The following is an 18,505-nucleotide window of genomic DNA, read 5'->3' as shown; positions in this document are numbered from 1 at the left end:
AATGGCAATGGGTTTCATCAAGAGGATCTTCACCTTCGGCAAGGGCGCGGTGGAGGAGACGAAGCCGCCGGAAGGTGTGCCCGAGGAGACGATTGTCTCTTCGCCCGAGGCGGAGCCAAGTGCCAAGGCGGTGGAACCGTCTGCGCCTGTCGCCGCGGCTGAAATTGCCGAAGAGACCCCGGACGCCGCCTTCGAGCCGCCTGTCGATATCGAGACGCTGCCGCTCTCCGAGGACGATCCGGTGCTCGAAGCCGAGATCGAGACTGCGGGCGGTCCGGCTTCCGACGATGCCGAAGAGCTGACGCGTGACGAGGCCGGGGCCACACCGTTTGAGGACAGCGTTGCGATGCCCCCCTCTGTCCCCTCGGGACATCTCCCCCAAGAGGAGGGAGATCAGACGGAGGCTGAGGCAGCCATCGACGATGCGTCTCTAACCACCGAGACCGCGGAAGCTGTTGCCGACGAGAAGCCAGCGGATTCCCCAGCGGATTCCATTGAGATCATCGTAACCTCCCACGAGGCCGAGACCATCGAGGGCACCGCAGAAGCCTTGCCAACTGCGGACGATGCCGAAGCCGAACCACGCGACATCACGACAGCCGAAACGCCCGTGGCTGACGCCGTGGGCGACCCCAGCGCGATCTCCCCCCCTGTGGGGGAGATGCCCGGCAGGGCAGAGGGGGGTGAAGCCGCAACCGCAGCCCTCCGTGAAAACCTCGAGACCGCAGAGACCGACCCCACAGAAGCAGCGGCCGACATCTCACAAATCGAGGCTTACGAAGCGGATGTAGCTGCCGCAGCCCCTGCCCTTCCCAAGGGCTTCGCAACCACCGACAACAAGCCCAAGGACGAGCCCCTCGCCGCGCCGAAGGAAAAGCTCACCTGGTACCAGCGCCTGCGCCGCGGCCTTGCCCGCACCTCGTCGCAACTGACCGGCCAGATCGCCAGCCTCTTCACCAAACGCAAGCTCGACGAAGCGACGCTCCAGGATCTCGAGGATCTGCTGATCCAGGCCGATCTCGGCGTCGAAACCGCGATGCGCATCACCGATACGCTCGCCTCCGAGCGCTATGGCAAGGATGTCTCCGGCGAGGACGTCTCGCGCATCATGGCCGGCGAGATCACCAAGGTGCTTTCGCCCGTCGCCAAGCCGCTGGAGCTCGACCTCAGCCACAAGCCGCATGTCATTCTGGTGGTCGGCGTCAACGGCACCGGCAAGACCACGACGATCGGCAAGCTCGCCGCCAAGCTTTCGGGCGCGGGCCTCAAGGTCATGCTTGCCGCCGGCGACACCTTCCGCGCCGCGGCGATCGAGCAACTGAAGATCTGGGCGGAGCGCACCAAGTCCGACATCGTCTCCTCCAAGCTCGGCGCCGATGCCGCCGGTCTTGCCTACGAGGCGTTCCAGCAGGCGCGCGAGAAGAAGGCCGACGTGCTGATCATCGACACCGCCGGCCGCCTGCAGAACAAGGCGGAGCTGATGGCCGAACTTGAGAAGATCGTGCGCGTGCTCGGCAAGCTCGATCCGGATGCACCGCACACGGTGCTGCAGACGCTTGATGCCACGACGGGACAGAACGCGCTGCAGCAGGTCGAGATCTTCCGCAACGTCGCCGGCGTCAGCGGCCTGATCATGACCAAGCTCGACGGCACGGCGCGCGGCGGCATCCTCGTCGCCATTTCCGCCAAGCACAAGCTGCCGGTCTACTTCATCGGCGTCGGCGAAGGCATCGACGATCTGGAGCCCTTCGAGGCCAAGGATTTTGCCGAAGCGATCGCCGGCGTTGCCGCCTGACGAGGCAGTTCTGCGCCCGCGCATTTGCGCGGGCCCGTTGCCTTGATATGGTTTTGCCGCAAAGCTGGTGTTATGAGCAGCAGGCACATGCAGAAACAGGACCCGGAAATGTCGTCGATCGAGGCTACCAAGCCGCAGAAGGAAGTGAGCCCCTTGCTCAAGATGGTGCTGGAGCTTGGACCGCTGATGGTCTTCTTCTTCGCCAATTCGCGCGGCGAATGGCTGGCCGGGCATTTTCCGGCGCTCACCGAGCTCGGCGGCCCGATCTTCATCGCCACCGGCCTGTTCATGGCCGCGACCGCGATCGCGCTCGCCGTCTCCTGGATGCTGACCCGCACCCTGCCGATGATGCCGCTGATCTCAGGCATCGTCGTCTTCGTCTTCGGCGCGCTGACGCTGTGGCTGCAGAACGACACCTTCATCAAGATGAAGCCGACGATCGTCAACACGCTGTTCGGCGCGATCCTGCTCGGCGGTCTTCTCTTCGGCAAGTCGCTGCTCGGCTACGTCTTTCACTCCGCCTTCAAGCTCGACGAGGACGGCTGGCGCAAGCTCACGCTGCGCTGGGGCCTGTTCTTCCTGTTCCTGGCCGTGCTCAACGAAGTGGTCTGGCGTTCGTTCTCGACCGATTTCTGGGTCGCCTTCAAGGTCTGGGGCACGATGCCGATCACCATCCTCTTCACGCTCGCCCAGATGCCCTTGATCATGAAACATTCGCTTGACCAGGAGAACGCCGAGTGAGCACCGCGCTTGAGGAGAATGACAGCCGCAACCGGCACGCACTCCTCTGGCTCGCCGCCTGTTTCGCGGTTCTGCTGATACAGATCGTCACCCAGCATCTGATGGGTCGCATCTGGATCTGCGACTGCGGCTACGTCAAACTCTTCGAACCCGTCGTCAAATCCAGCGGCAACTCGCAGCACATCGCCGACTGGTACACACCTTCCCACATCATCCACGGCTTCCTGTTCTACGGCCTCGGCCACCTGCTTTTGCGCCGCAAGCCGCTGACGGCAAAGCTCTTCCTGGCGATGGCGATCGAATCCGCCTGGGAAATCGCCGAAAACACCCCCATGGTGATCAACCGCTACCGATCGGCGACGATCTCGCTCGACTATTTCGGCGACAGCATCCTGAATTCGACCATGGACACCCTGGCGATGGTCGCGGGCTTTATGTTCGCGGCCCGCATGCCCGTCTGGCTGACGGTCACGATCGCCATCGTCTTCGAGCTTTTCACCGGCTGGCTGATCCGCGACAATCTCACTTTGAACGTGCTGATGCTGGTCTGGCCGCTCGATGCCGTCAGGGACTGGCAGGCTGGGATTTAGTCGGGCTCGTCTCCGGCGCGCCCGTCGAATCCGGCTTGCACAGCTTGCCCAGCGCATATGGGCAATGCAGTCTCATCAAGCTTTTGCTCGGATATCACAGGGATCCAGCAGCCGCGCGTCCGCGCGGCGGAAGACTTAACCGCGCTAGCTTCCGGTAACCGGAAAGAGAAAGCCCCACGCGCCGCCGACGCGGTGCGGCTGGTTTCCTGTGACAAGCACAGGAATGAGGCAAGGTAGGTGATCCGCCCGGAAACCACTAAGCCGTTGGCAGCATTTCCAAACTACCACTCACGAGCCCGCAACGGCCTTCTCGATGGCCGGCAGCAGTCCATTCTTGACGCTGTTCTCGTCGAACGGGCCGACACGCTTGTAGAGGATCGTGCCATCGGCGCCGACCAGATAGGATTCCGGAATACCGTAGACACCCCAATCGATCGCCGCCTTGCCGCGGGGATCGACGCCGACGGCGGAAAATGGATTGCCGAGCTCGCCGAGGAAACGCAGCGCGTTTTCGTTCTGGTCCTTGTAATTGATGCCGACGACGGTGAGCCGCGGGTCCTTCGACAGTTCCAGAATGAAGGGATGCTCCTGACGGCAGGGCACGCACCAGGAGGCCCAGACGTTGACGAGCGTCAGCTTGCCTTTGATCGCCACGTCGGTCAGCGCCGGCATCGGCTGGCCATCGCGGGTCGCCCCTTCGAGTGCAGGAAGGTCGAGTTTCGGCGCCTTCGTGCCGATCAGTGCGGACGGGATCTCGCTCACGTCCTTGCCGGAATTGAGTTGGCTCCAGAAGATCGCCGCAAGCCCGGCGAAAATGATGAGCGGCAGTGCCGCGAGCACGAAACGCATCGGCCCCGGTTTGCGCTCGTCGCTGCCGGGCGCAGGAGTGCTGGTCATCGTGTCTCTCCCGATGCCGGTTCGGCGGAGCGCCTGCGAATGCCCGAGGCTTCGAGTTCGGCAAGCTCACGCCGACGCGCGCGCCCATCCAGAACCACCCAGGCGATCAGGCCTAGAACCGTCAGCGTCGCTATTCCATAGCTGGTAAAGACGTAGGCGGCGTGGCTCATCATTTCGTGCGGCCTCCCCGGCCGGCGCTACGCGCCGCCAGACGGCGCAGCGCCGTGACGCGCCGGCGCAGGATTTCGTTGCGCATGGCGGCGATGTGCAGCGTGAAGAACAGTAGCGTGAAGGCAACCGCCATCACGATCAGCGGCCACAGGAACTCCGGATCGATCGTCGGCCCATCGAGCCGCATGACGCTCGCCGGCTGATGCAGCGTGTTCCACCATTCGACCGAGAACTTGATGATCGGGATATTGACGAAACCGACGAGCACCAGCACCGCGGAAACCTTGGAAGACCGCGCAGGATCGTCGATCGCGCGGTTGAGCGCCATCAGTCCCAGATACATGAGGAACAGCACAAAGACCGAGGTCAGCCGCGCGTCCCAGACCCACCAGGTGCCCCACATCGGCTTGCCCCAGAGCGAGCCGGTGACGAGCGCCAGGAAGGTGAAACAGGCGCCGATCGGTGCTGCCGCGCGCGAAGAAACATCTGCCAGCGGATGGCGCCAAACGAGCGTGCCAAGCGCTGCCAGCGCCATCACCGAATAGCACATCATCGACAGCCAGGCGGCCGGAACATGCACATACATGATGCGCACCGTCTCGCCCTGCTGGTAGTCGCCTTCTGTGGCGAAGGACAGCCAGAGGCCGACGGCGAAGAACAGCGCGGTCAGGCCGGCAAGCCACGGCAGCAGACGGTCGGCCAGCGCCAGGAACCGTGTCGGGTTGGCGAGGTCGCTGAATTTGCGGATGGCCAGGCTGTTTTCGCTCATGATGGCTCTTTAACGCTTAAGTCCCCCTGCTGCAATTGATCCGCGTCAATCGACCGATCACGATCAGTTGGGGCCTTCAATCATAAACGTGATCGATCTGAAGGACTTAGCGACGGCTGCGACGGAAAACCGCAAACTGTTTCAGCCGTTCCGCTCCTATTGCGTCAATCGGACGCGTGCCGAAGTGCTGCGGCGGCGGCAACCGGCCCGATGACGGCAAAGAACAGGGTGATCGCCGCGAGGATCATCAGGGGCGGCAGGAACGGCGCCGGGTCCTCGATCGCCGCATAGACGGCGCTGACGCCGAAGATCAGCACCGGGATCGCAAGCGGCAGCACCAGGATCGACACCAGCAGCCCGCCGCGTGGCAGCGACACGGCGACGGCAGCGCCGACCGCACCGATGAAGGTGATCGCCGGCGTGCCGATCAGAAGCGTCAGCATGGTGGCGCCGATCGCGATCTCGCTCATGTTCATGAAGAGACCGAGCAAGGGCGAGGCGATCACCAGCGGCAGGCCGGTCGCTGCCCAATGGGCCGCGCATTTGACGAAGACGGTGAAAAGCAGCGGCGTCTCCTGCATCAGCATCAGGTCGAGCGAACCGTCGTCCCGCTCCGCCTGGAACAGGCGGTCGAGACCGAGTAGCGAGGCGAGCAGCGCGCCGATCCAGAGGATCGCCGGGCCGATGCGCGAAAGCAGGTTCAGATCCGGGCCGACGCCGAAGGGAATGACCGCGACCACGGTCATGAAGAAGAGCACGCCGATCATCGCGCCGCCGCCGGCGCGTATCGACAGCTTCAGATCGCGGAAGAAGAGCGCGATCATGCCGGCACTCTCCTGGCAGCGAGCACGGACGCGCTTTTACGCATCATGCCAGAGCCCTCCCGCGAAATGCTCGAAGCCCTTCATGTGCAATTCCCTCGTTTGATCGAGCCCCAGCGGTTGATGCGTCGCTGCGATCACGATGCCGCCCTTTCCGAGATGCGCCTTTACCAGGTCGGCAAACAGCCGATCGGCGCCGGCGTCGAGTGCCGCGGTCGGCTCGTCGAGAATCCAGATCGGGCGATGGGCGACGAGCAGCTTCGCCATCGCCATGCGGCGTTGCTGACCGGCCGAGAGATATCCGAAGGGCAGATGCGCGATATCAGGCAGGCCGACCGCTTCGACCGCCTCGGTAAGAGCGATTCCGACGCCGCCGGGCGAATCGCCCATGAAACGCTGCCAGAAGGAAAGATTTTCTGCGACGGTCAATTCGCGCTTCATCGCGTTGCGATGCCCGAGATAGTGGCTGAGCTCCGATGGGTGAGCTATTTCTGGGGGGGCGTTCTCAAGTTTCAAATGTCCGCTTTCGGGGCTCAGCAACCCGGCCAGAACCCGCAGCAAAGTCGACTTTCCCGAGCCGTTCGGACCCGTCACCACAAGGGCCTCACCGGTATCGAGCGCAAAGGAAATATCGTTAAAAATCAGATCCTCGCCGCGCTTCGCACTCAAACCTTCAGCCAGCAGGCGCATGAATATTAGACTTCCCTTCGCGTGTCTTCCGCAGAGCAAAAAAAGTTCCAATTGGACCTTCGTTGCTCTGGCACGTTTTGGAGAAATTATCTATAAGGCGGCCAACACGCCAGCGGTCGGCGTGAATTTCATCCTAGCGCCGAACATGGAATGAATTTCCACGTACGGACAGCGGAAATGGCCGCACCCGCATCCCAATTCGCGCTTCATTGCGCTCGGGCGTTCGTACGTCAGTTTTTGGCGATCAGACGGAACGGGGTATTATCCAGTGTCCAAATCCCTAGACAGCTTCAATTGTCGCTCCACGCTCACCGTCAACGGTGTGGACTACGTCTATTACAGCCTGCCGAAGGCGGAGGCGAACGGTCTCGCCGGCGTTTCCAAGCTGCCCTACTCGATGAAGGTTCTGCTCGAGAACCTGCTGCGCAATGAAGACGGCCGCTCCGTCACCAAGAAGGACATCGAGAACGTTGCCGCCTGGCTCAACGACAAGGGCACGGCTGAAAACGAAATCGCCTACCGCCCGGCCCGCGTGCTGATGCAGGACTTCACCGGCGTTCCCGCCGTGGTCGACCTCGCTGCAATGCGCGACGCCATGGTCTCGCTCGGCGGCGACCCCGAGAAGATCAACCCGCTCGTTCCCGTCGACCTCGTCATCGACCACTCCGTCATCGTCGACGAATTCGGCACGCCGAACGCCTTTGCCCGCAACGTAGAGCTGGAATACCAGCGCAACGGCGAGCGCTACCGCTTCCTGAAGTGGGGCCAGCAGGCGTTCAAGAACTTCCGCGTCGTGCCGCCCGGCACCGGCATCTGTCACCAGGTCAATCTAGAATATCTGGGCCAGACCGTCTGGACCCGTGAAGAAGACGGCGAAATCACCGCCTACCCGGATACCTGCGTCGGCACCGACAGCCACACCACCATGATCAACGGCCTTGGCGTTCTCGGCTGGGGCGTTGGCGGTATCGAAGCTGAAGCCGCGATGCTCGGCCAGCCGGTCTCCATGCTTCTGCCTGAGGTCATCGGCTTCAAGCTGACGGGCAAGCTGAAAGAGGGCGTCACCGCGACCGACCTCGTGCTCATGGTCGTTCAGATGCTGCGCAAGAAGGGCGTGGTTTCGAAGTTCGTCGAATTCTTCGGCCCGGGCCTCGACAACATGACGCTCGCTGACCGTGCGACCATCGGCAACATGGGTCCGGAATACGGCGCGACCTGCGGCTTCTTCCCGGTCGACAGCGAAACCATCAACTACCTCACCATGTCCGGCCGCGAAGAGCAGCGCATTTCGCTCGTCGAAGCCTATTCCAAGGCCCAGGGCATGTGGCGCGACGGTGACGGCTCGGAGCTTGTCTTTACCGACACGCTGGAACTCGACCTCGGCGACGTCGTTCCCGCTATGGCTGGTCCGAAGCGTCCAGAAGGCCGCATCCCGCTCGAAAGCATCGCATCCGGTTTCGCAACCGCGCTCGAAGGCGACTACAAGAAGCCGGGCCAGCTTTCGAACCGCTACGCCGTCGATGGCACCGACTTCGATCTCGGCCATGGCGACGTTGCCATCGCTGCGATCACGTCGTGCACCAACACCTCCAACCCGTCGGTGCTGATTGCAGCCGGCCTGCTCGCCCGCAACGCGGTTGCCAAGGGCCTGAAGTCCAAGCCGTGGGTCAAGACCTCGCTGGCACCGGGATCGCAGGTCGTCGGTGAATACCTCGCCAAGTCGGGCCTGCAGAAGGACCTCGACGCGCTCGGCTTCAACCTCGTCGGCTTCGGCTGCACCACCTGCATCGGCAACTCCGGTCCGCTGCCGGCCCCGATCTCGAAGACGATCAACGACAAGGGCCTGATTGCTGCCGGCGTTCTCTCCGGCAACCGCAACTTCGAAGGCCGTATCTCGCCGGACGTTCAGGCGAACTACCTCGCCTCGCCGCCGCTCGTCGTTGCCTATGCACTCGCCGGTACGGTCCAGAAGGACCTGACCAACGAACCGCTCGGCGAAGACAAGGACGGCAACCCGGTGTTCCTCAAGGACATCTGGCCGACCTCCAAGGAAATCCAGGAGTTCATCTTCAAGTACGTCACCCGTGAACTCTACGCGACCAAGTATGCCGACGTCTTCAAGGGCGACGAAAACTGGCAGGCCGTTCAGGTTCCTCCGGGCCAGACCTACGCCTGGGACGATGGTTCGACCTACGTGCAGAACCCGCCCTACTTCGTCGGCATGGGCAAGTCCGGCTCCGGCATCTCCGACATCAAGGGCGCGCGCGTCCTCGGCCTGTTCGGCGACAAGATCACCACCGACCACATCTCGCCGGCCGGTTCGATCAAGGCAGCCTCGCCGGCTGGTGCCTACCTCATCGGTCATGGCGTCGGCGTTGCCGACTTCAACCAGTACGGTACGCGTCGCGGCAACCATGAGGTGATGATGCGCGGCACCTTTGCCAACATCCGCATCCGCAACCACATGCTCGGCCCGAACGGCAAGGAAGGTGGCTACACCATCCACTATCCGTCGAAGGAAGAGATGTCGATCTACGACGCCGCCATGCAGTACAAGGAAGAGGGCGTTCCGCTCGTCATCTTCGCCGGCGTCGAGTACGGCAACGGTTCGTCGCGCGACTGGGCTGCGAAGGGCACCAACCTGCTCGGCGTCAAGGCCGTCGTCGCGCAGTCCTTCGAGCGTATCCACCGCTCGAACCTGGTCGGCATGGGCGTCATCCCCTTCGTCTTCGAAGAGGGCACGACCTGGGAATCGCTGGGCCTCAAGGGCGATGAAATCGTCACCATCGACAACCTCGCCAATGTCCAGCCGCGCGAAAAGCGCGTTGCCAAGGTCACCTATGGCGACGGCAGCGTGAAGGAAATTCCGCTGATCTGCCGGATCGATACGCTGGACGAAGTGACCTACGTCAACAACGGCGGCATTCTGCAGACGGTTCTGCGCGACCTCGCCGCCTGATCGCCAGACCATCGCGAAGCATTGGAGTCGGGACGCCGAGAGGCGACCCGGCTCTTTCTTTGGTTGTCAAATCCCAAAACGTCCCAACACAAGTCTGTGCTCACCCGCCACCTCACTCCAACGTGACTTCCCGTTGATGCGTGGCCGGCGTATGTAATGAACTCCCCCATAAGGAGTAGGCCGACGGCCCCCAACGAAGTGACGCCATGACATCCGCAGACCGTTCTTTCATTCGCCCTTTTGCACTGGCTTTCGGGCTGTTCGCAGCCGCTGGTGCACCGGCCGGGGCACAGGACGGACAGGTGATCAAAGGCGTCGTGGAACTATTCACCAGCCAGGGCTGTTCCTCCTGCCCGCCGGCTGATGCGGCGCTGAAGGCGCTTGTCGATGGCGGTGATGTCGTGGCGCTCGCCTACCATGTCGACTACTGGAACTATCTCGGTTGGGCCGACACACTGGCCTCCAAGGAAAATACCGAACGGCAATATGCCTATGCCCGGATGCTCGGTCGCAATGGCGTCTATACGCCCCAGGCGATCCTGAACGGGCGCGACCATGTCAACGGCGGCAATCTTCAGGCGATCAAAACGCGGCTGGAGACAATGAAGGCCGAAGGCAAGGGGCTTGCCGTTCCCGTCGAGGCGAAGATTGAGGGCGAAGAAATCCAGATCAACGTCGGTAGCGGCATCGGCAAGGCGAACGTCGTCGTCGTCTATTTCGACCGCGCGAAAGTGGTGAAGATGGAGAAGGGGGAGAACAGCGGCAAGGAAATCCCCTACTGGCATGCCGTGCGCGACATTCAGACGATCGGCATGTGGGACGGAAAGCCGGCAACCTTCACCCTTCCCGCAACGGTTCTGACCGAGCGCCCCGGCAACAGCGGCTGTGCCGTTCTCTTGCAATCGATGAAGGACAAGGAAACGCCGGGCGCGATCATCGGCGCCACGACCGTGCTCGCCGGCCCGCAAGGCAAATTGTAAGCGGGCGCGGCGCAAGGGGGTGGTTCGGCCCGGCAGCATCGAGGGGCTGGGGCTGAGGGTTCGAAGTTACCGGACCGAACCGGCCATGGCTGCGTTCGGTGAACTCCCGCAGCATGACGACCTGACCGGACATACGGTGGCAACGACTCTGTCCGTCAGCGCTCGCGAGTTTTGCGGTGAATTGGGGCGGCGATTTGACTGAAATGGGGCAGAGGTAAGAAATGCCCTCTTCGTCCAACGGCTTCCGGCTTGCTTTTCGGCTCACGTCAGGCACACTGTTATCGTTCTGTCACAACAGAAGGCCGGATTGCCGATGACCGATGAGCCGGATTTGCCGCAAGGCGAGGCGCGCCATCAGCGCGAGACCACTTCCGAAGTGGTCGTCCATCTTCACGAATACAAGAACGCCAAGAACCCTCCCCCCATCACTTTCCATCGCCGCGAACTGGACCAGATCCTTTGGGTGTATGGTCGAATGGTCGGCGAAGGCGAGTGGCGGGACTACGCCATCGACCACCTGAAGGACCGCGCGGTCTTCTCGGTGTTCAAGCGTTCGGGAGAAATGCCGCTCTACCGGATCGAGAAGAACCCAAAGCTGTCGACGAAACAGGGCGCCTATAGCGTGCTGAACATTCACGGCACGATCCTGAAACGCGGCCACGAGCTCGCCCAGGTGCTCAAGGTGTTCGACAAGGTCCTGAAGCTGGTGGAAACCTGAAGCATGCCGCGCAAAGGTGTGCAGCGGTTTTGCGATAACGACATGCGAAATATCAGAAACTTGAAGCGCCGGGAGCGGACCTGAAAGATCGCGAAGCGCCTTAAGACCTGATCCGCACCGGCGGTCCCGGTGAGATGCGCGGCGACCTCTTCCGACCCAGGGCTTTGACCTGCCCCGGGACGGACGACTGCAATCAGCGCATGTCGGGCGCCCATGAGGCGGCGATCAGTTCTGATAGAGCGTGTCTGGATAGACGTCTTCCGGCGGATCGCTCGTCTGGCCCTCGCCAAGCGCGAGCTGCATGATCGCCGTGTCGAGCCAACGGCCATGTTTGAAGCCGGTCGCTTTCATAGTGCCCTGATGCTCGAAGCCGAGCGAGCTGTGTACGGCGATCGATGCCGGGTGGGCACCGCCGATCACCGCAACCATCTGCCGGAAGCCGAGCTCGGTGCAACGACGAATCAGTTCGACGAGCAGCGCCTTGCCAGCACCCTTGCCGCGCGCTTCCGGCGCCAGGTAGATCGAATCCTCGACCAGAAAGCGATAGGCCGTGCGCGTCCGGAAGGCGGACGCATAGGCATAGCCGACGATCGATCCGCTGCCATCGCATGCGACCACATAGGGGTAGCCGTTGCCGATGATCGTCTCGAAGCGGTTTCGCATCTCCGCTTCGGAAGGAGGTTCGATCTCATAGGTGGCGACGCCGTTCAGAACGGATTCGCGGTAGATCGCGGCGATGGCAGGAAGGTCGGCCAAGGTGGCGTCACGCAGACTCAGGGACATGGCGGTAAACTGCATCTCGAGGTTTCGTCGTCCTTCACTCCCATGGGGGCCGGGACGCGATCAACTGTTTCCGGCAACAAAAAAGGCGGCCGAAGCCGCCTTTTCCGCTATTCGTTTCAAGCTTAGTTGTTCCGGTTGCCCATGAACTGCAGCAGGAACATGAACAGGTTGATGAAGTCGAGGTAGAGCGTCAGCGCGCCCATGATCGCCTTGCGGCCGGCAACGGTGCTGTCATCGGCTTCGTAGTACATTTCCTTGATCTTCTGCGTGTCGTAGGCGGTGAGGCCAGCGAAGATCAGAACACCGATCACGGAGATCGCGAAGCCGAGGGCCGACGAAGCAAGGAAGATATTGACGATCGACGCAATGATCAGGCCGAAGAGGCCCATGATCAGGAACGTGCCGAAGCCAGACAGGTCCTTCTTGGTCGTGTAGCCGTAGAGCGACAGAGCGCCGAACGAAGCGGCCGTGACGAAGAACGTCTGCACGATGCTCTGGCCGGTGAAAACCAGGAAGATCGACGACAGCGACAGGCCCATCAGGGCGGCGTAGATCCAGAACGTCGTCTGTGCTGCGGAGACGCTCATCGAATTAATGCGGAAGCTCATGAAGAAGACCATCGCCAGCGGCGCCAGCATCACGACCCACTTCAGGGGCGAAGCGTAGATGAGCTGGGCGAATGCCGGATTGGAGGCGGCAAGCGCATAGGTTCCGTAAGCTGCCACGCCGGTGATCGCCAAGCCCAGGGCCATCAGGTTGTAGACCTTCAGCATGTACGCGCGAAGGCCCTCATCGATCACGGCACCCGCCTGAGCGCCGGCGGGCGACATTCGGGTTTGGTAGTTTCTCAGATCAGCCATTGTTTCCTCATTTAAGCTCCGGTGGAAGTTACGGTGTCGGGCGGCGAACAGTCTCGCTTTGGAAGGCTGGCTTCCACGCCCAGGCGCCGCTGCGGAGCTCCAGCATGCCTGTGGATAAATATGATGCCGAAACCCGTTGCGTACAAGACCCGAAGCCGCTGGATTCGAACGCATCCGGCCGTTTCCGGCATGCACGACAGGGATTTACGGTTAACTTCACCGCTCAAAGCTCCCGCAGGACCGGCGCCGCCTTCTGCCCCAGAATACGCCAGGTACCGGCAAGACCGATGCCGACGGTCATCACCAGCGCCCCGACGACGGTCAGGATGGCGACATCCGGCAGGAAGTCTGACGGCAACTTCATGATGCGGCTGACGACGAACCAAGCGGCAACTCCGCCGGCAAACAGCGCGAAAACCGCAGTTGCGAGGCCGAGAATGGCATATTCGTAGCTGAACGCCCGGATGAGGGTCGCGCGCGTCGCACCCAGCGTTTTCAGCACCACGGCATCATGGACGCGCGCCCGGTTGCCAGCGGCGAGCGCACCGGCAAGCACCAGGACGGAGGCGACGAGCGCCACCGCGGCGGCTGCCCGGATGGCGGTTACCAACTGTCCAAGCAGCCCGTTCACGATGTCGAGAGCATCCTTCACCCGCACGCTTGTGATCGTCGGATAGGCGTTGGTGACGGCCTTCAGCACCGCCGCCTCCTCTTCCGGCGTCGCTGCCGGATCGATGACCGTTGCCAACCACGCATGCGGCGCACCGGCAAAGGTGTTCGGCGAAAACACCATGACGAAGTTGATCGAAAGCGATTCCCACTCGACGTTGCGGAAATTGGCGATCTTGGCGGTGATGTTGCGACCAAGCACGTTGACGGTCACGGTGTCGCCGATCTTCAGGCCGAGTTCGCCGGCCTCTTCCGCCGAGAAGGAAACCAAGGGCTCGCTACTATAGTCGGCCGGCCACCACGTGCCCGCGGAAAGCGTCGCGTTCTCCGGCTTGTTCTTGGCATAGGTGATGCCGCGGTCGCCGCGCAGCACCCATTGGCCGCCGGGCGGCACGTTGCGGCTGTTCACGTCCTCACCGTTGAAGGCAATGATCCGGCCACGCAGCATCGGCACCTCGATGACCTTGCCCTTCGGGATCGTCCGGTTGAGCACCGAGCGGAAGCCTTCGATCTCGTTGCCCTGGATATCGACGAAGAAGAAGTTCGGCGCCCGCTCCGCCATGCTGCCGGTAAGCTCGCGGCGCAGATTGCCGTCGATCAGAGCCAACGTTACAAGCAGCGCCAGCCCAAGACCCAGCGACAACACGACCGAGGACGTGAGTGCGCCGGGGCGATGGATGTTGCCGATCGCCAGCCTGAGGGCCGGCGAGTTGACCCGCGGGCTGCGGCGCGCAAGCCAGGCGATCGCGAGCGCGACGACGCGCAGGACAATGAAGGCAAAGGCGATCGCGCCCAGGAACACCAGCGAAATATAGCGGTCGTAGGCCGTCCAGATCGCGAGCCCCGCGAGCGCGGCAAGACAAGCGACGGCGCCGAGCAAATAGGGCCATGCCGGAAAGCCGGAGGGGTCGAAGCCCTGCTGGCGGAAGAGCGCGGTTGCCGGAATGGCCCGTGCCCGCCCGAGCGGCAGGATGGCAAAAGTCAGCGCCGTCAGCACGCCGAAGAGCGCGGCAAGACCGAGCGCCCCCGGATAGAGATGAAACTCCGTCGAGATCGGCAATAAATCTGCCAGGAACTGCGCTGCGATGAAGGGGATCAGCATGCCGAGGGCGAGGCCGATCACGATGCCGATCAAGGCGATCATCAGGATCTGCGCGAGATAGATCATCGCCACCAGCGAGGCAGGAGCGCCCAGGCATTTGAAGGTGGCGATCACGCTGCGCTTCTGGTCGAGATAGGCGCGCACCGCGTTGGCAACGCCGACACCGCCGACGATGAGCGCCGTCAGCCCGACAAGCGTCAGGAACTGCGAGAAGCGGGTGATGTTCGCCGTCAATGACGGCGCGGCGTTGGCGCTGGTGCGGATCGACCAGCCGGCCGCCGGAAAGCGCTTCTCGGCGTCGGTGCGAATGGCCGCGAGCTGCGCCGGGCCCGCGACCTTTACCTTGTAGCTGTGCTCGACAAGGCTTCCTGTCTGCACCAGGCCGCTCACGGCCAGCGCCTCGGCCGAGACCATCAGGCGGGGGGCAAAGCCGAAGCCGTCGGACAAGGCGTCCGGCTCGCGCACGATCGTGCCGGAGATCCGGATCCTGGCGTTGCCGAGAAGGATCTCATCTCCCACCTGCACGCCAAGACGGTCGAGCAGCAGCGGCGCCACGACGGCGCCAAAGGTCTCGCCATCGCGCGCCAAAAGCTCATGCAGCGGACGGCTCGGCTCGCTTTCCAGCGCGCCGTAGAGCGGGTAGGCGGCATCGATCGCCTTCAGTTCGACCAGCGCCTGGTTGGATCCGTCGGGCAACCGCGCCATCGACCGCAAGCCGGCGGAAACCGCGACGGTTCCGAGACTGTCGAGATAGGCGCGCTCGTCCGCGGTCGCCACGCGATTGTTGAGCTCGAAGCGGATGTCGCCGGCGAGCAGTTCCTGCCCCTGCGTCGCGATCGTCGCGGTGATCGATTGCGACAGCGAATTGACGCCGGCAATCGCCGCGGTCCCGAGCGCGATGCAGGCGAGGAAAATGTAGAAACCTCTAAGCCCGCCGCGCATTTCGCGCAGTGCCAGGCGAAGGGCAAGCAGCGGCCGCAGCCGAACCGATGACGCGCCGCTCATGCCGAGGCCGCCTCCTGGCGCGGCGTCACCGCAAGCGGCCCCGCCTCGCCGCCGGCGACAATCTCGCCGGAGCGGACGCGGACTTGCCGCACGCAACGTGCGGCAAGAGCCGCATCATGCGTCACGAGAACGAGTGTCATGCCGCGGTCACGCTGTTCGGCGAAAAGCAGATCGGCGATCTGGCGTCCGGTTTCGGCGTCGAGGTTGCCCGTCGGCTCGTCGGCGATTAGCAGTTTCGGCGAAGGCGCCAAGGCGCGAGCGATCGCCACGCGCTGCTGTTCGCCGCCGGAAAGCTGGCCGGGATAGTGGCTGAGCCGCTCGCCGAGACCGACGGCGACGAGTTCCTTGCGCGCGATCTCGAAGGCGCCGGCCACATTGGCGAGTTCGAGCGGCACCGCGACGTTTTCGAGCGCGGTCATGTTGGGGATGAGGTGGAAGGACTGGAAGACGATGCCGATGTTGCGCCCGCGGAAGTCCGCCACCCGGTCCTCGTCAAGCCGATGCAACGGCGTACCGTCGATGACGATCTCACCGCTATCCAGCCGCTCGAGCCCGGCAAGCACCATCAGCAACGTCGACTTCCCCGAACCCGACGGACCAACGATCCCGACGGACTCGCCGGCATCGATCGTGAGGCTCATGCCCTTCAGCACGTGCACCGAGGCCGCCGCCTCCCCGAGCGTCAGATCCGCGTTTTTGAGTTCGATGATGGTGCTGGCCAAGCGAAACAACCCTATATGAACGAAATGGGGAACAGAAACGGCATTCGGGATTTAGGAACAGGCCCATGGCATTAAAAGGATTTCAACGGGTTTTCTTGGCACTGACGATGACAATTGCGTTATCATCGGCAGCACGCGCCGAGACGATCAGCCTCGTGGGGTTCGGCGACAGCCTGATGGCGGGCTATCAGCTCCCGCCGCAGGACGCCTTCCCCGCTCGGCTCGAAAAGGCGCTCAAGGAAAAGGGCCTGGACGTGACGATCGCGAACGCCGGCGTTTCCGGCGACACCTCATCCGGCGGTCTTGCCCGCATCGACTGGTCCGTGCCCGATGGCACGAAGGGCGTGATCCTCGAGCTTGGCGCCAACGATGCGCTGCGTGGTATCCCGCCGGAAGAGACCCGCAAGAACATCGAGGCGATGATTACACGTCTCAAGGACCGCGGCATCCCGGTGCTGCTCGCGGGCATGATGGCACCGCCGAACATGGGCGCCGACTATGCCGCCCGCTTCAACCCGATCTTTCCGGAGCTTGCCGAAAAATATGGGCTGGAACTCTACCCGTTCTTCCTCGACGGCGTAGTGACCGAGGCGAAGCTCAAGCTGGAAGACGGCATGCATCCCAATGGCGACGGCGTCGGCGTAATGGTCGAGAAGGCACTGCCTATCGTCGAACGCTTTCTGGCAACCTTGAATAAGACGGAGTGATGACATCGTCCACAGTTAAGGGAACGTTAATATTCGTAAGTGTCAAATACTAGTTGCGTGCAGACTCGATGCGTGATTCGCTGAGACATCTGCAAGAGATTCGGGGAGCTCGCCATGCCGAGACTATTCACCGCCCTCGAAATTCCGCGCAATGCAGCAATGAGTCTTTCGTTGCTGCGCGGAGGACTTCCCGGAGCTCGCTGGATAGATGTGGAGAACTACCACATCACCTTGCGCTTCATCGGTGACGTCGACTGGCGCACCGCCGACGAGATCATCGACAAGCTCGATCGGATCGAAAGACCGGAATTCCAACTGCAGCTGACCGGCACCGGCGCTTTCGGCTCGAAGAAGCCGCATTCCGTCTGGGCCGGCGTCAGCAACCACCCGGAAATGTACGCCCTTCAGGCCGAGATCGAGCGCATCTGCCAGCGGCTCGGGCTCGGGCCGGATCCGCGAAAATTCACGCCGCATGTGACGCTCGCCCGGCTGCGCTCAAGCCGCGTCGAGGATGTGGTCGAGTACCTCTCCGGACGCGGTAATTTCATGACTTCGCTCTTCACCGTCTCGCGCTTCGTGCTTCTGTCATCGCGCGACTCGGTCGGTGGCGGGCCATACCTCACGGAAGAGGTCTTCCCGCTTCACGAGGCGCGGTCACCGAACCTTTCGAGCAACGACGAGCACCCGGCTTCGAGCATCTGGTAGAGCGCCTCGAAGGCTTCTGGCCCTTCGTAATAGGGGTCCGGGACATCCTGATTGCGGGCGGACGCATAGTCGAGGAAGAGATGCACCTTCTCGGCCGCATCGGCGGGCGCCAAGCGCTTGAGCGTGCGGACATTGTTTTCGTCCATGCCGAGGATCAGGTCGAAATCCCGGAAATCGTCCGGCCGAACCTGGCGCCCGCGCAGCGCAGAGATGTCGATCCCGCGCCGCCGCGCCGCCTGGATCGAGCGGTTGTCGGGCGGATCGCCGATGTGCCAGGCACCGGTTCCGGCCGAATCCACCTGCAGCGCTGGTGCCAATCCCTTTTGCTCGGCCAATGCGCGCAGCACACCCTCGGCCAGCGGCGACCGGCAGATATTGCCGAGACAAACGAAAAGAACTCTGACCGGTTTCATGCTATTCAATTTCGACAGGACTGGAGATTGATGCGCATTTATACGCAGCAGCTCGGCCTTCGAACAGGTCGATGTGTGGGAGAGAGACGATGACTGCGGAAAAGCTCGACGAGGCAACGATTGCCGAAAACCTGCACAAGATGGAAGGCTGGGTGCGAGCCGAAGACGGCAACTCGATCTGGAAGGCGTTCCGCTTCAAGAACTTCGTCGAAGCCTTCGGTTTCATGACCGAGTGCGCGATCGTCGCCGAAAAATTCAACCATCATCCCGAATGGTTCAACGTCTACAATCGCGTCGACGTAACCCTGACCACCCATGATGCCGGTGGGCTGACGGAACTCGACTTCAAATTGGCGGCGCGCATGGACAAGGCGGCGGCCGGCCGGATGCCGGATCATTTGAAATAGC

19 protein-coding genes are annotated in these 18,505 nt (G+C 62.6%); 9 read left to right on the top strand and 10 right to left on the bottom strand.

Annotated elements, in window-relative coordinates; translation table 11 throughout:
• Position 1: 1 nt before the first annotated feature.
• The 3 genes from ftsY (at position 2) to ACTJKM_RS13285 (ending at position 3,126) form a co-directional block, all read left to right on the top strand.
• Positions 2 to 1,795: a signal recognition particle-docking protein FtsY gene (gene ftsY, locus ACTJKM_RS13295; RefSeq protein WP_440660467.1), complete on the top strand. Its 1,794-nt coding sequence runs from the start codon at positions 2 to 4 to the stop codon at positions 1,793 to 1,795.
• Positions 1,796 to 1,903: 108 nt separating this feature from the next.
• The gene (locus ACTJKM_RS13290; RefSeq protein ID WP_113514187.1) at positions 1,904 to 2,536 is read left to right on the top strand and encodes a septation protein A; all 633 of its coding nucleotides are present in this window, start codon (positions 1,904 to 1,906) and stop codon (positions 2,534 to 2,536) included.
• Entirely contained in the window at positions 2,533 to 3,126 is a 594-nt protein-coding gene (locus tag ACTJKM_RS13285; protein ID WP_057254915.1) for a DUF2585 domain-containing protein, read from the top strand. Before ACTJKM_RS13290 ends, ACTJKM_RS13285 begins: the two co-directional genes overlap by 4 nt.
• A gap of 288 nt (positions 3,127 to 3,414) precedes the next feature.
• Here ACTJKM_RS13285 and ACTJKM_RS13280 read toward each other — a convergent pair whose 3' ends face one another.
• The 5 genes from ACTJKM_RS13280 to ccmA form a co-directional block, all read right to left on the bottom strand.
• Entirely contained in the window at positions 3,415 to 4,023 is a 609-nt protein-coding gene (locus ACTJKM_RS13280; RefSeq protein ID WP_058321685.1) for a DsbE family thiol:disulfide interchange protein, read from the bottom strand.
• A complete protein-coding gene (gene ccmD / locus ACTJKM_RS13275) occupies positions 4,020 to 4,196 on the bottom strand; it encodes a heme exporter protein CcmD (protein WP_082640735.1) in 177 nt (58 codons plus the stop codon). The genes ACTJKM_RS13280 and ccmD overlap by 4 nt, the downstream gene beginning before the upstream one ends.
• Positions 4,193 to 4,963, bottom strand: coding sequence for a heme ABC transporter permease (locus tag ACTJKM_RS13270; RefSeq protein ID WP_058325741.1), 771 nt, complete (start codon positions 4,961 to 4,963; stop codon positions 4,193 to 4,195). The genes ccmD and ACTJKM_RS13270 overlap by 4 nt, the downstream gene beginning before the upstream one ends.
• Before the next feature lie 164 nt (positions 4,964 to 5,127).
• Entirely contained in the window at positions 5,128 to 5,787 is a 660-nt protein-coding gene (gene ccmB / locus ACTJKM_RS13265) for a heme exporter protein CcmB (RefSeq protein ID WP_034802831.1), read from the bottom strand.
• A gap of 36 nt (positions 5,788 to 5,823) precedes the next feature.
• Complete coding sequence (gene ccmA / locus ACTJKM_RS13260) at positions 5,824 to 6,474, bottom strand: heme ABC exporter ATP-binding protein CcmA (protein WP_057254912.1); 651 nt, start codon at positions 6,472 to 6,474, stop codon at positions 5,824 to 5,826.
• A 268-nt stretch (positions 6,475 to 6,742) separates the two neighbouring features.
• On the opposite strand from ccmA, the gene acnA reads away from it, so the two are divergent.
• The 3 genes from acnA (at position 6,743) to ACTJKM_RS13245 (ending at position 11,131) form a co-directional block, all read left to right on the top strand.
• Positions 6,743 to 9,433 (top strand): aconitate hydratase AcnA, encoded by a 2,691-nt coding sequence (gene acnA / locus ACTJKM_RS13255; protein WP_440660465.1) that lies wholly within the window; start codon positions 6,743 to 6,745, stop codon positions 9,431 to 9,433.
• Between the two features lie 206 nt (positions 9,434 to 9,639).
• The gene (locus ACTJKM_RS13250; RefSeq protein WP_440636622.1) at positions 9,640 to 10,413 is read left to right on the top strand and encodes a DUF1223 domain-containing protein; all 774 of its coding nucleotides are present in this window, start codon (positions 9,640 to 9,642) and stop codon (positions 10,411 to 10,413) included.
• A gap of 313 nt (positions 10,414 to 10,726) precedes the next feature.
• Positions 10,727 to 11,131 carry a DUF2794 domain-containing protein gene (locus ACTJKM_RS13245; protein ID WP_058325742.1) on the top strand — a complete coding sequence of 135 codons (405 nt, stop codon included), beginning with the start codon at positions 10,727 to 10,729 and terminating at the stop codon, positions 11,129 to 11,131.
• Between the two features lie 225 nt (positions 11,132 to 11,356).
• Here ACTJKM_RS13245 and ACTJKM_RS13240 read toward each other — a convergent pair whose 3' ends face one another.
• The 4 genes from ACTJKM_RS13240 to ACTJKM_RS13225 form a co-directional block, all read right to left on the bottom strand.
• Positions 11,357 to 11,914 (bottom strand): N-acetyltransferase family protein, encoded by a 558-nt coding sequence (locus ACTJKM_RS13240; RefSeq protein ID WP_440636624.1) that lies wholly within the window; start codon positions 11,912 to 11,914, stop codon positions 11,357 to 11,359.
• A gap of 122 nt (positions 11,915 to 12,036) precedes the next feature.
• On the bottom strand, positions 12,037 to 12,774 hold the full coding sequence (locus tag ACTJKM_RS13235) for a Bax inhibitor-1/YccA family protein (protein WP_057254909.1): 738 nt from the start codon (positions 12,772 to 12,774) through the stop codon (positions 12,037 to 12,039).
• Positions 12,775 to 12,997: 223 nt separating this feature from the next.
• Positions 12,998 to 15,550 carry an ABC transporter permease gene (locus ACTJKM_RS13230; RefSeq protein ID WP_440660463.1) on the bottom strand — a complete coding sequence of 851 codons (2,553 nt, stop codon included), beginning with the start codon at positions 15,548 to 15,550 and terminating at the stop codon, positions 12,998 to 13,000.
• Positions 15,547 to 16,272: an ABC transporter ATP-binding protein gene (locus tag ACTJKM_RS13225; protein WP_057255089.1), complete on the bottom strand. Its 726-nt coding sequence runs from the start codon at positions 16,270 to 16,272 to the stop codon at positions 15,547 to 15,549. The genes ACTJKM_RS13230 and ACTJKM_RS13225 overlap by 4 nt, the downstream gene beginning before the upstream one ends.
• 65 nt (positions 16,273 to 16,337) lie before the next feature.
• Between ACTJKM_RS13225 and ACTJKM_RS13220 the strand changes: the two genes are divergently transcribed.
• Together ACTJKM_RS13220 and thpR are read left to right on the top strand one after the other, a co-directional pair.
• The gene (locus tag ACTJKM_RS13220; RefSeq protein WP_057254907.1) at positions 16,338 to 16,979 is read left to right on the top strand and encodes an arylesterase; all 642 of its coding nucleotides are present in this window, start codon (positions 16,338 to 16,340) and stop codon (positions 16,977 to 16,979) included.
• Positions 16,980 to 17,093: 114 nt separating this feature from the next.
• Positions 17,094 to 17,684, top strand: a complete 591-nt coding sequence (gene thpR / locus ACTJKM_RS13215; protein ID WP_057254906.1) for an RNA 2',3'-cyclic phosphodiesterase — start codon at positions 17,094 to 17,096, stop codon at positions 17,682 to 17,684.
• Here the strand turns inward: thpR and ACTJKM_RS13210 are convergent.
• Positions 17,621 to 18,097, bottom strand: coding sequence for a low molecular weight protein-tyrosine-phosphatase (locus tag ACTJKM_RS13210; RefSeq protein ID WP_057254905.1), 477 nt, complete (start codon positions 18,095 to 18,097; stop codon positions 17,621 to 17,623). The genes thpR and ACTJKM_RS13210 overlap by 64 nt on opposite strands.
• Positions 18,098 to 18,186: 89 nt before the next feature.
• Here ACTJKM_RS13210 and ACTJKM_RS13205 point away from each other — a divergent pair, with 89 nt between their 5' ends.
• Positions 18,187 to 18,504 (top strand): 4a-hydroxytetrahydrobiopterin dehydratase, encoded by a 318-nt coding sequence (locus ACTJKM_RS13205; RefSeq protein ID WP_057254904.1) that lies wholly within the window; start codon positions 18,187 to 18,189, stop codon positions 18,502 to 18,504.
• The last annotated feature ends 1 nt before the right edge of the window (position 18,505 follow it).

Source organism: Ensifer sp. 22460 (assembly GCF_052044935.1).
Taxonomy (GTDB): domain Bacteria; phylum Pseudomonadota; class Alphaproteobacteria; order Rhizobiales; family Rhizobiaceae; genus Ensifer.
This window is presented reverse-complemented; position numbering and strand designations above follow the sequence as displayed.

Bases quoted from the DNA above. Each gene is read 5' to 3' on its own strand.
- ftsY (WP_440660467.1), top strand. From the start codon at position 2: ATGGCAATGGGTTTCATCAAGAGGATCTTCACCTTCGGCAAGGGCGCG.
- ACTJKM_RS13250 (WP_440636622.1), top strand. From the start codon at position 9,640: ATGACATCCGCAGACCGTTCTTTCATTCGCCCTTTTGCACTGGCTTTC.
- ACTJKM_RS13245 (WP_058325742.1), top strand. From the start codon at position 10,727: ATGACCGATGAGCCGGATTTGCCGCAAGGCGAGGCGCGCCATCAGCGC.
- ccmD (WP_082640735.1), bottom strand. From the start codon at position 4,196: ATGATGAGCCACGCCGCCTACGTCTTTACCAGCTATGGAATAGCGACG.
- ccmA (WP_057254912.1), bottom strand. From the start codon at position 6,474: ATGCGCCTGCTGGCTGAAGGTTTGAGTGCGAAGCGCGGCGAGGATCTG.
- ACTJKM_RS13240 (WP_440636624.1), bottom strand. From the start codon at position 11,914: ATGTCCCTGAGTCTGCGTGACGCCACCTTGGCCGACCTTCCTGCCATC.
- ACTJKM_RS13230 (WP_440660463.1), bottom strand. From the start codon at position 15,550: ATGAGCGGCGCGTCATCGGTTCGGCTGCGGCCGCTGCTTGCCCTTCGC.
- thpR (WP_057254906.1), top strand. From the start codon at position 17,094: ATGCCGAGACTATTCACCGCCCTCGAAATTCCGCGCAATGCAGCAATG.
- ACTJKM_RS13220 (WP_057254907.1), top strand. From the start codon at position 16,338: ATGGCATTAAAAGGATTTCAACGGGTTTTCTTGGCACTGACGATGACA.
- ACTJKM_RS13210 (WP_057254905.1), bottom strand. From the start codon at position 18,097: ATGAAACCGGTCAGAGTTCTTTTCGTTTGTCTCGGCAATATCTGCCGG.
- ACTJKM_RS13235 (WP_057254909.1), bottom strand. From the start codon at position 12,774: ATGGCTGATCTGAGAAACTACCAAACCCGAATGTCGCCCGCCGGCGCT.
- ccmB (WP_034802831.1), bottom strand. From the start codon at position 5,787: ATGATCGCGCTCTTCTTCCGCGATCTGAAGCTGTCGATACGCGCCGGC.
- ACTJKM_RS13270 (WP_058325741.1), bottom strand. From the start codon at position 4,963: ATGAGCGAAAACAGCCTGGCCATCCGCAAATTCAGCGACCTCGCCAAC.
- ACTJKM_RS13280 (WP_058321685.1), bottom strand. From the start codon at position 4,023: ATGACCAGCACTCCTGCGCCCGGCAGCGACGAGCGCAAACCGGGGCCG.
- ACTJKM_RS13290 (WP_113514187.1), top strand. From the start codon at position 1,904: ATGTCGTCGATCGAGGCTACCAAGCCGCAGAAGGAAGTGAGCCCCTTG.
- ACTJKM_RS13205 (WP_057254904.1), top strand. From the start codon at position 18,187: ATGACTGCGGAAAAGCTCGACGAGGCAACGATTGCCGAAAACCTGCAC.